Raw genomic sequence first — 9,854 nt, 5'->3', positions numbered from 1 at the left:
GCTCGACTACGTCAGCCCCATGACGTTCGAGAAAAACTGGTTCGCCGCTCAACAGGGACGAGCCGCATAAATCTCTCAGCTATGGGATTCGCTAAACAGGGGCAAGGTCAGTTCGATTATGGAAATTTCACGAGAGGAATATCTAGCTTCCGGAATGGTCCCCGGCTTCGTAGCGTTTTTTGGCAAACTGCTGTCAGGAAAGGAACCTCTATCGCTCACGTTGGACTTTACAAACAGCCGGCGTCTTCCTGCCGATTACGACACACGCCTTGGTCGTAGAGTGAAGGTGACCAGCCTTCAGCAATTGTTCAAGTCGTATTGGTGGGATGGCGGTTACCTCGAAGACAACAATGCCCGGCTGCGTGTCATCGACCGTAAGATTTCACGAGCCGTCCGAGCGGATTGCCAGACCTGGGAGTGGCTCTGGTTGCGTGCAGCACTGTTCGCCACAGTCGACTGGGCGTTCGGCGGTCGACAATCGCGTATCGACCGCTTTATGATGCAGGCGAACAACTCTAAGCATCTCCTGCTCACCAATCTGCGCGCGGCCACAGAAGCGTTGCTGATGGACAAAGTAGACCTCTCACTGTTTGGGCAGCGTGAACGGTCGGGACTTACGATGAATGCAACATGGGTCAAATTTTTTGCTTTGGCGTGCGCGGGCGTCATCTACGACGGACGAGTTGGAGCAGGCACGGGCTATCTGGTCCGCTTATATCTTGAGTCTTTGCCAGAAAATGAACGTTCATCGTCGGTTCCTGACGAACTTCACTTCCGTTGGGCCGCGGGTGAAGGTCGCCGCAATCGTAACCCCTCGTCAGGTCTGTATCGATTCGCGAAACTGACCCACAGCGACTCTGGCGCAATTCAATGGGCAAGATGCGCCGTGCAACTCAACTGGATTATTGCCGAAGCAATCACGGTCTCTGACGCCAGTTGGTGTTGTGGCACAGAAGGAAAAAGGAACGTCGAGGCTGCGCTCTTTATGCTGGGTTATGACATGCCCATTGAATATGCGCCGCGGAGGTCCGACCAGGTGAATCTCGTTTCGCTTCATTGGTGAACTGACTCAACGGCTCTCCATGAATTTGGGTACGTCAATAACACTGTGCCGGCCGCGATTGCCACAGACACAAATAATTCTCTACAAGGTGAAGTAGGTTGGGTAAATCTCGGGGGCTATTTGATACAGCATCGTCCGAAGGACTGAACAAGTCCGAACAACATTTAACAGCTATCGGAAGACGAGACGTTAGGTAGAGTATCACCGCCGCAGAGAGGTGCATTCGAGGGAAATACGGGGTGTAAAACTATGAAAACACTGAGACTAATTTTGACGGTTTTCGGCTTCGCAAGTAGTGCCGCAAACGCGATGACGTTCATTGCACCCAAGCACAGCCTCCCGGACGTCGTTACGTGGATGGACCAACATGGAGACACCACACGAATCTATGCCGACGGCGAGATAACCGCCACCAGCGCGAGCGAGCTGGAACAGTTCGTTCGCGCGAATCACATCGACCGTAGCATGGTGTTGTTTAATTCTCCTGGCGGTTCGCTAATCGGCGGAGTGGCGCTGGGCAACACTATTAGGAAGCTTGGCTTCGACACTGGCATCGCTAGGTACGCTTACGGAGGGATGGTCACGAGCGGCGTCTGCGCGAGTGCGTGCGCCTACGCGTTTGCCGGCGGCCGCGGCCGATATTATTCCGGCGGTAACACAAGGCTCGGCATTCACCAGTTCTACTCACCGGGCAATGACATAGGCAACGGCACGAGCCAGGAAGTCAGCGGCATGTTGGTCGCCTACCTCCAACGAATGGGAGTCGATGCGTTGGCATTCTCTGCCTCAGCGTCGATTCAGCCCAATGACATTCTCTGGCTAAGCGCGGCGGAAGCCAGCAGGCTTCACTTCTCAAATAACGGTATCGAGCAAACGACGGCAGAGTTGAAGCAGGTCAACGGTTCGACGTACCTCCGCGTCGAGCAGAAATACACAAGCTACAGCGCTCGCTTCATCTTCAGCTGTGCTCGCGACGGCCAACTGCTATTGATGGGGGGCATCGTCACCACCCCCCAAGATGCGAAGCAGAAGTATGACTGGGCGACGCAGTCCTTCTTCACTTTCGACGAGCAGACGATTCAAACTAAGCGAAAAGGCAGCGCGAACGATGGCCTTGCCCCGAATGACTCAACAATCTGGGTAACGCGCGTTCTCGCGCCCGCGGAGGTCCAGAAGCTGTTGACCTCGAAGACCATGGCGACTTGGGTGGCGGCGGACGGAGCCGTTGGGAACACAGGCGCCGTGGATATCAGCGGAGTTCGCGACAAAATCCAGGATTTTGTCAGCAACTGCCGCTTCCACCCACAAGTAGGCCAATAGTGGTGCATTTCGAAGCGATGCCCGTCGCGGCGCTGACGATAGCCACCAGGCTGTTGCCACGGAAGCGGTACACCTGACTTGCCGAAAGAGCTGTATGCGCAAGATTCTGGGAAAATTGTGGAGGTGCCAATCTAACGGTGCGCCTCCCGGCTTTTTTCGGGCAAATCTACTGCAGGAGCTGAATCACTCCTATACCGGGAGGAAGAAGCGTTCCGTGGACGCTACAGCCTCGCGATTGCTCTCAAAACCGGGGGTCGAAGCCCCAGATTTTTTGCAGATTACACAGAGCGCAGTAGAAGCGTTCCGCGCCACGTCCAGCAAGGGTTTGACGGTATTTTGACCCCCTACACGGAACGCATTTACGAGAGGTCACGGAACGCTTTCATTTGGTGCGAACACACAACACCCTTCCCAGCCGCCCACTCATTCCACCGTCACCGACTTCGCCAGATTCCACGTTTTGTCGACGTCAGGGAGGGAGGCATCAATGGCTAATCCCGCACGGGGTCTTTCGGAGGCGATGGGCGTCGTGCGGTTGCTAGGAGAAGAAAACGACGAAGCCTAGGTCACCACGCTGCGCCCTGGGCCGCTCTAGAGAAAATCGTTGGCGCACCACGAAAAGTATGTCTGCCGAGCAGCGCAGGCAGCAGAAGTCGGCCTGAAAAGCCGCCTCATGATTTTGCCGAGGTAGAGAAAACGACGGCCACCTCAACAAGGTGGCCGTCGTTCTTGCGGCTGTGACGTCAGTCAGGTGCCGTCATATGAGCTATCGGAGCGCATTCATCGATAAATGTCTCAGTGGATGCTTCCCAAAATCTCATATTATGGCTCCCGCTACAGACACCCTCAAACATCAATATTCCCCGCCCTCAACGCATTCGACTCAATGAAAGCCCGCCGCGGCTCCACATCATCCCCCATGAGCGTAGTAAAGATCCCATCAGCCGCAATAGCATCCTCAATCTGCACACGAAGCAAGCGACGCACAGTCGGATCCATCGTCGTCTCCCAAAGCTGCCCAGGGTTCATCTCACCGAGCCCCTTATAGCGCTGCTTGGAAATATTGCGTTCAGCATCAGCCAGCAACCACTTCATAGCGCTCTTGAAGTCGGTAACAGCCATACTCCGCTCGCCACGTTTAATGACAGCCCCAGTCCCAATCAACCCCTTAAACGTATTAGCGGTATTGATCAATTGTTGGTAATCAGCGGTCAGCTGAAAATCCTGATCCAGCACAGAAATCTTCTGATTACCGTGATGAGTCCGCGCAACGCGCAGCGAGCGCAGCTCACGCACCGGGTCATACATCGTCGTGACCTTAACCTCAGGCTTCAACGCATCATCCCGCAGCTTCGCTTCAAGAGCCGCCGCCGACACCGCAGCCGCTTCCTCGCTGGAAAGGTCGATAACAACCCCGTCCATCACAGCCTCAAGCGCCCCAGCGTCATACAACCGGCTCAGACGATTCACCACAGCTTGAGCCAGCAAATAAGCCCGAGCCAACTCCCCAAGCGCATCCCCAGTAATCGGCGTAGCCCCTTCCGAAGCCAACAACTCCGACCCCTGCAACGCCAGCTTCAGGATGTGAGCATTAACCTCAGCCTCATCCTTCAAATACCGTTCATCCTTACCCGCCTTGATCTTGAACAGCGGCGGCTGCGCGATATAGATATACCCACGCTCGATCATGTCCGGCATCTGACGATAGAAGAACGTCAGCAGCAGCGTGCGGATGTGCGCGCCGTCCACGTCAGCATCGGTCATGATGATGATGCGGTGATAACGCAGCTTGTCGAGGTTGTAGTCTTCCTTGCCGATCCCGCAACCCAGCGCAGTAATCAGCGTCACAATCTGCTCCGAAGAAAGCAGCTTGTCATAGCGCGCCTTCTCCACGTTGAGCACCTTGCCGCGCAGCGGCAAGATCGCCTGAAACTTCCGGTCACGCCCCTGCTTCGCCGAGCCGCCTGCCGAGTCGCCCTCGACGATATAAATTTCCGACTTCGCCGGGTCCTTCTCCTGGCAATCCGCCAGCTTGCCCGGCAGACCCACGCCATCCAGAACGCCCTTACGACGCGTCATTTCACGCGCCTTGCGAGCCGCATCGCGCGCCCGCGCCGCGTCGACGATCTTGCCGCAAATGATCTTCGCGTCGTTCGGCGTTTCCAGCAGGAATTCTTCGAGCGCCTTCGCGACCACATCCTCCACCGGCGCGCGCACTTCCGACGACACCAGCTTGTCCTTGGTCTGCGCGCTGAACTTCGGCTCCGGCACCTTCACCGACAGCACGCACGAGAGCCCTTCGCGCATGTCGTCGCCGGCCGTCTCGACCTTCGCTTTCTTCGCGACTTCGTGATCGGTGATGTACTTGTTCAACACGCGCGTCATCGCCGCACGCAACCCGGTCAGGTGGGTGCCGCCGTCGCGCTGCGGAATGTTGTTCGTGAAGCACAGCACGTTTTCGTTGTAGCTGTCGTTCCACTGCATCGCCACTTCCACGCCCACGCCGTCTTTCTCGCCGCTGATGTGGAAAATGTTCGGGTGCAGCACGGCCTTGTTCTTGTTGATGTACTCAACAAAACCCTTCACGCCGCCCACGAACGCGAAATCTTCTTCCTTGCCCGTGCGCTGGTCGGTCAGCTTGATCCGCACGCCGTTATTCAGGAACGACAGTTCGCGAATCCGCTTGGCCAGAATGTCGTAGTGATATTCGACATTGCCGAAGATCGTCTCGTCAGCCAGGAAGTGCACTTCGGTACCGCGGTTTTCGGTGTCGCCAATCAGCTGAATCGGCGAGACAGCCACGCCGTCGATCTCTTCGATCACGCGGTTCTGCGGCACGCCACGGTGGAATTCCATGAAGTGCTTCTTGCCGTCGCGGCGAATGGTCAGGCGCAGCCACGCCGAGAGCGCGTTCACGCACGAGACGCCCACGCCGTGCAGGCCGCCGGACACCTTGTAGCTGTTCTGGTCGAACTTGCCGCCGGCGTGCAGTTCGGTCATCACGATTTCAGCGGCGCTGCGCTTCGGATCGTGCTTGTCGTCCATCTTCAGGCCGGTCGGCACACCGCGGCCGTTGTCGGTGATCGAGATCGAGTTGTCCGCGTGAATGATCACCTGGATATCGTTGCAATGCCCCGCCAACGCTTCGTCGATGGAGTTGTCCAGCACTTCGAATACGAGGTGATGCAAACCGGTCCCGTCTGACGTATCCCCGATGTACATCCCCGGCCGCTTGCGTACCGCCTCCAGACCTTCGAGGATCTGAATCGAGGAGGCGCCGTAGCTGTTATCGGGTTGCGAATTGTTCGTTTCAGTCATGGATTTTTTCCGGTTCTGCGTTACTGCAAGGTTGCTGCTCGGGACTTTTCAAAACACCATAAAAACGCCAAAGGGGCGCTGCGCCCCTTGGTGTGTTCTTTGGTTTTGGACGCGTTAGATGCGCATCGGCATCACGACGTATTTGAATTCGTCGTTCTCGGGAATCGTGATCAACGCGCTGGAGCTGGCGTCGCCAAGGCTCACTTGCAACATGTCGACCTTCAGGTTCGCGAGCACGTCGAGCAGATACGTGACGTTGAACCCGATATCGACGCTGTCGCCGTCGTACGCGATTTCCAGTTCTTCCTGCGCCTCTTCCTGATCGGCGTTGGTCGACATGATCTTCAACTGGCCCGGCTCGATAATGCAGCGCACGCCCTTGAATTTGTCCGACGTCAGAATCGCGGCGCGTTGCAGCGAGCGCTGCAGTTCTTCACGGCCGATCACGAACTGATTCTTGTGCGACTTCGGAATCACGCGCTGGAAGTCGGGGAATTTGCCTTCCACCAGCTTCGACACCAGTTCGACCTGGCCGAACGTGAACTTCACCTGCGTCGGCGCGATGTCGATCTTCAGCGTGTCGTCGATGTCTTCCAGCAGACGCTGCAGCTCGAGAATCGTCTTGCGCGGAATGATCACTTCCTGACGCGCGAACGAGCCTTCGATCTTCATCGACGAGAACGCGAGGCGGTGGCCGTCGGTTGCGACTGCCATCAGTTGGTCACCATCTACCACCAGCAGCATGCCGTTCAGGTAGTAGCGGATGTCCTGCTGGGCCATCGAAAAATGGACCATGCCGAGCAACTGGCGGAACGTTTTCTGGGGAACCACCAGGTTCGCGCCGTAGTCTTTAGCCTGAGCGACGGTCGGGAACTCGTCGGCCGCCAGGGTTTGCAGCGCAAAGCGGCTCTTGCCGGATTGCACGGTCAAACGCTTGTCGTTCAGCGTGAGCGTGACCTGCCCGTCGGGCATGGCGCGCAGAATGTCGAGGAGCTTTCTTGCTGCCACCGTGGTCGCGACCGAATCGCCGCCCACGCCAAAATCGGCACGCGTGGTGATCTGCAACTCGAGGTCGGTCGACAGGAACGACACTTCAGGGCCGTTCTTGGTAATCAGCAAATTGGCGAGGATCGGCAACGTATGGCGGCGTTCGACGATGCCGCTCACGGTTTGCAGCGGCCTGAGGAGGTTATCGCGTTCGGTCTTGACCAGTTGCATAGAGTTCCTTCGTTGATATAACGGCCTGCGCGCCTGACTTGCCAGCCTTACAGCGCGCAACCGCGGCTCCCCGCCGGCGCCACGCAGCGCCTGTCACGGCGTGAATTCCGCCCGCGGCCGCCGGGCGGTTAAACCTGTATTGTGCCTGAAAACGGAACCGCTCCACTAAAATGGGGGCGAGTTTGGAAATAAACAGGTCGAATTTCCCGCCCGACCTGCTTAACCTTTCAGCGTTTGCTCCAGCACGTGCAGTTCGTGGTTCAACTGCGCGTCCGTGCCGCGCTCGGCGGCGATCTTGCGCACCGCGTGCAGCACGGTGGTGTGGTCGCGCCCGCCAAACAGCTCGCCGATTTCCGGCAAACTCTTCTGCGTCAGCTCCTTCGCCAGATACATCGCGATCTGCCGCGGCCGCGCAATGTTCGCCGGACGCTTCTTCGAATACATATCCGCGACCTTGATGCTGTAGAAGTCAGCCGTGGTCTTCTGGATGTTTTCCACCGAAATCTGCCGGTTTTGCACCGTCAACAGGTCTTTCAGCGCTTCTTTTGTCACTTCAATCGTGATTTCGCGGCCGTGGAACTTCGAATACGCGAGGATCTTGCGCAGCGCGCCTTCCAGTTCACGCACGTTCGAGCGCAGATGCTTGGCGACGAAGAACGCGACGTCTTCATTCAGGCTCACGAACTCCGATTGCGCCTTGCGCATCAGAATCGCGACGCGCATTTCCAGCTCGGGCGGCTCGATCGCCACCGTCAGGCCGGAGTCGAAGCGCGAGATCAGGCGGTCGTCGATGCCGGAGATTTCCTTCGGATACGTGTCGCTGGTGATGATCACCTGCGCCTTGTTCGCGACCAGCGCCTCGAACGCGTAGAAGAATTCCTCTTGTGTGCGCGACTTGCCTGAGAAAAATTGAATATCGTCGATCAACAGCAGGTCGAGCGAGTGGTAGTAGCGCTTGAAGTCGTCGAACGCCTTGCGCTGGTAAGCCTTCACCACGTCGGACACATATTGTTCCGCGTGGATGTAGCGAATCCGCGCGCCGGCCTTGTCCATTAGAAGCTGGTTGCCGATCGCGTGGATCAGGTGGGTCTTGCCCAGACCCACGCCGCCATACAGAAACAGCGGGTTGTACGAGATACCGGGGTTGTCCGCAACCTGAATCGCCGCGGCGCGCGCCAACTGGTTGGCCTTACCGGTCACGAAGTTGTCGAAGGTCAGCACGGGGTTGAGCTTCGAACGCTCGTACATCGAGTCGTTGTCGCCGTTGCCGTTCGAGCTCGCGCTTTGGCCCGGGCGCCACGTGCGGCGGGCGGCAGCGGCTTCGTTCGCGTCGAGGCTCGGGAGATCGAGGTCGGCGGCATCTTCAGCGGCCGCGCGTGCGTTCGCGTTGTGGTCAGCGGCAGCGCGTGCATTCGCGTTGAGGGTCGCCATCGCGCTGTTCGCGCCATTGGCGCGCGCGGCCTGCGACGCTTGTACGGCGCCGACGGCTGCGTCCACGGCGGCCCCACCGCCGTTTGCACCCGACGAATGGCCGCCGCCCATTGCACCAGGCGCGGAAGACGGACGCGACGGAGCCGGCGCCGACGTCGCCGCGGGGGCGCGCATGCCTGCTTTCGGGTCCAGCACAAACTGCACGTCGACCGGAGCGTGCCAGAAATCGCGGGCCATATCCGCGATGCGGCCGGAGAACTGGCTCTTGACCCAGTCGAGCTTGAAGCGGTTCGGCGCAGCGATGCTAAGCGTGTTCGCAGCGGCGTCGAAGGCGACCGGGGCCAACGGTTTGATCCACGTCACGTACTGCTGGGGCGTTAGCTCGCGCTCCAGCAATGCGGAACAGTGTTGCCAGAAATCGTTCATCGAGTTGCTGTCGTTATGATGTGCACGGCGGTTCGCCGCTGCCCCTGTCGCGCGTACGCAACAAGGCCCTGAGCAGTCAGGCCGAACCAGGCGTAATGGCTCCAGGCGCTTGTGCCACAAGGGTTTGCGGGGCAAGCGAGCCGGAGCGGCGTGCAGAATTTTTGGGAAGTAAGGCGAGATTCTAACGCCAAATCGTCGGCGAAAGGGAGTTATCCACAGGGACGGATCATCTGGCGAACTCCTCTTGGGGTCAGGCCGAAGCAGGCTAAACTATTGACGGCCAAAAGAAAACCGGTTTAAATAGCGGGTTCCGCGAAAACCAATTCTGTAAACCTCCGGCCATTGCCGCTTCAGCGATGATCGTGCGGTTAATTTTCGATCAGTCGATCAAGTGAGAGCAACATGAAACGTACTTACCAACCTTCCGTTACCCGTCGCAAGCGCACCCACGGCTTCCGCGTTCGCATGAAGACCGCAGGTGGCCGCAAGGTCATCAACGCACGTCGCGCGAAGGGCCGCAAGCGCCTCGCCATCTAAGGTTGGCGAGCGGATTGCGCGCTCTGTCTGTGTCTACAGGCGAAGCCCGCGGTGAAGCGGGAGCGGCTGGGGCGCCGCAACTGGGCTCGATTCCGTTGCGAGCGCAAGCCGCCTTCCCCAAAGCCGCAAGGCTACTGAAAACGGATGAATTTTCATCCGTTTTTCGTTTGCGCCCGTGGCGCCGCACCGCGCACTTCGTGGTGTACGGCCGGCCCACCGGTAACGACGCTCGCTTAGGTCTCGTGATCGGCAAGAAGTATGCGCCGCGCGCGGCCACGCGTAATCTGGTACGTCGACTCGCGCGTGAAGCCTTCCGGCTGCGTCGCGCGGAATTCGGCGGTTGGGATGTGCTGTTGCGTCTGCACACGCGCTTCGACAAGAAAGCTTTGCCGAGCGCCTCGTCGCCGCCGTTGAGGGCGCTGTGCCGCAGCGAAATAGAGACGCTGCTCGATAAAGCAGCGCGCGAAATTGTCCGTCGCGAGGCGCCGCCCGCGGAAGCGCCCAAGACGGAATGACGCTCAAGTGACCGCCCGCTTTGCAG

The 9,854-nt window shown here is 58.4% G+C and carries 7 protein-coding genes; 4 read left to right on the top strand and 3 right to left on the bottom strand.

Translation table 11 applies throughout. The annotated features are described in order from the left end of the window. Positions 1-118 precede the first annotated feature (118 nt). Both KHO33_RS16735 and KHO33_RS16730 read left to right on the top strand, forming a co-directional pair. Positions 119-1,063, top strand: a complete 945-nt coding sequence (locus tag KHO33_RS16735; RefSeq protein ID WP_200565639.1) for a hypothetical protein — start codon at positions 119-121, stop codon at positions 1,061-1,063. A gap of 249 nt (positions 1,064-1,312) precedes the next feature. Beyond that, positions 1,313-2,383 (top strand): COG3904 family protein, encoded by a 1,071-nt coding sequence (locus KHO33_RS16730; protein ID WP_200565638.1) that lies wholly within the window; start codon positions 1,313-1,315, stop codon positions 2,381-2,383. Between the two features lie 846 nt (positions 2,384-3,229). Here KHO33_RS16730 and gyrB read toward each other — a convergent pair. The 3 genes from gyrB to dnaA all read right to left on the bottom strand — a co-directional run bounded on the left by gyrB (position 3,230) and on the right by dnaA (position 8,776). Beyond that, a complete protein-coding gene (gyrB, locus tag KHO33_RS16725) occupies positions 3,230-5,701 on the bottom strand; it encodes a DNA topoisomerase (ATP-hydrolyzing) subunit B (RefSeq protein ID WP_054037059.1) in 2,472 nt (823 codons plus the stop codon). A 114-nt stretch (positions 5,702-5,815) separates the two neighbouring features. After that, positions 5,816-6,919, bottom strand: a complete 1,104-nt coding sequence (gene dnaN, locus KHO33_RS16720; protein ID WP_054037057.1) for a DNA polymerase III subunit beta — start codon at positions 6,917-6,919, stop codon at positions 5,816-5,818. A 219-nt stretch (positions 6,920-7,138) separates the two neighbouring features. Then, complete coding sequence (gene dnaA / locus KHO33_RS16715) at positions 7,139-8,776, bottom strand: chromosomal replication initiator protein DnaA (RefSeq protein ID WP_234480618.1); 1,638 nt, start codon at positions 8,774-8,776, stop codon at positions 7,139-7,141. Between the two features lie 402 nt (positions 8,777-9,178). On the opposite strand from dnaA, the gene rpmH reads away from it, so the two are divergent. After that, positions 9,179-9,313: a 50S ribosomal protein L34 gene (rpmH, locus tag KHO33_RS16710; protein ID WP_004198824.1), complete on the top strand. Its 135-nt coding sequence runs from the start codon at positions 9,179-9,181 to the stop codon at positions 9,311-9,313. Positions 9,314-9,342: 29 nt separating this feature from the next. After that, positions 9,343-9,828, top strand: coding sequence for a ribonuclease P protein component (gene rnpA, locus KHO33_RS16705; protein WP_236074682.1), 486 nt, complete (start codon positions 9,343-9,345; stop codon positions 9,826-9,828). Positions 9,829-9,854: the final 26 nt, after the last annotated feature.

It is taken from the genome of Paraburkholderia nemoris (assembly GCF_905221015.1).
GTDB classification, from domain to species: Bacteria; Pseudomonadota; Gammaproteobacteria; order Burkholderiales; family Burkholderiaceae; genus Paraburkholderia; species Paraburkholderia nemoris.
The sequence above is the reverse complement of the archived record's forward strand: the minus strand, read 5'-3'. Positions and strand labels throughout refer to the sequence as shown.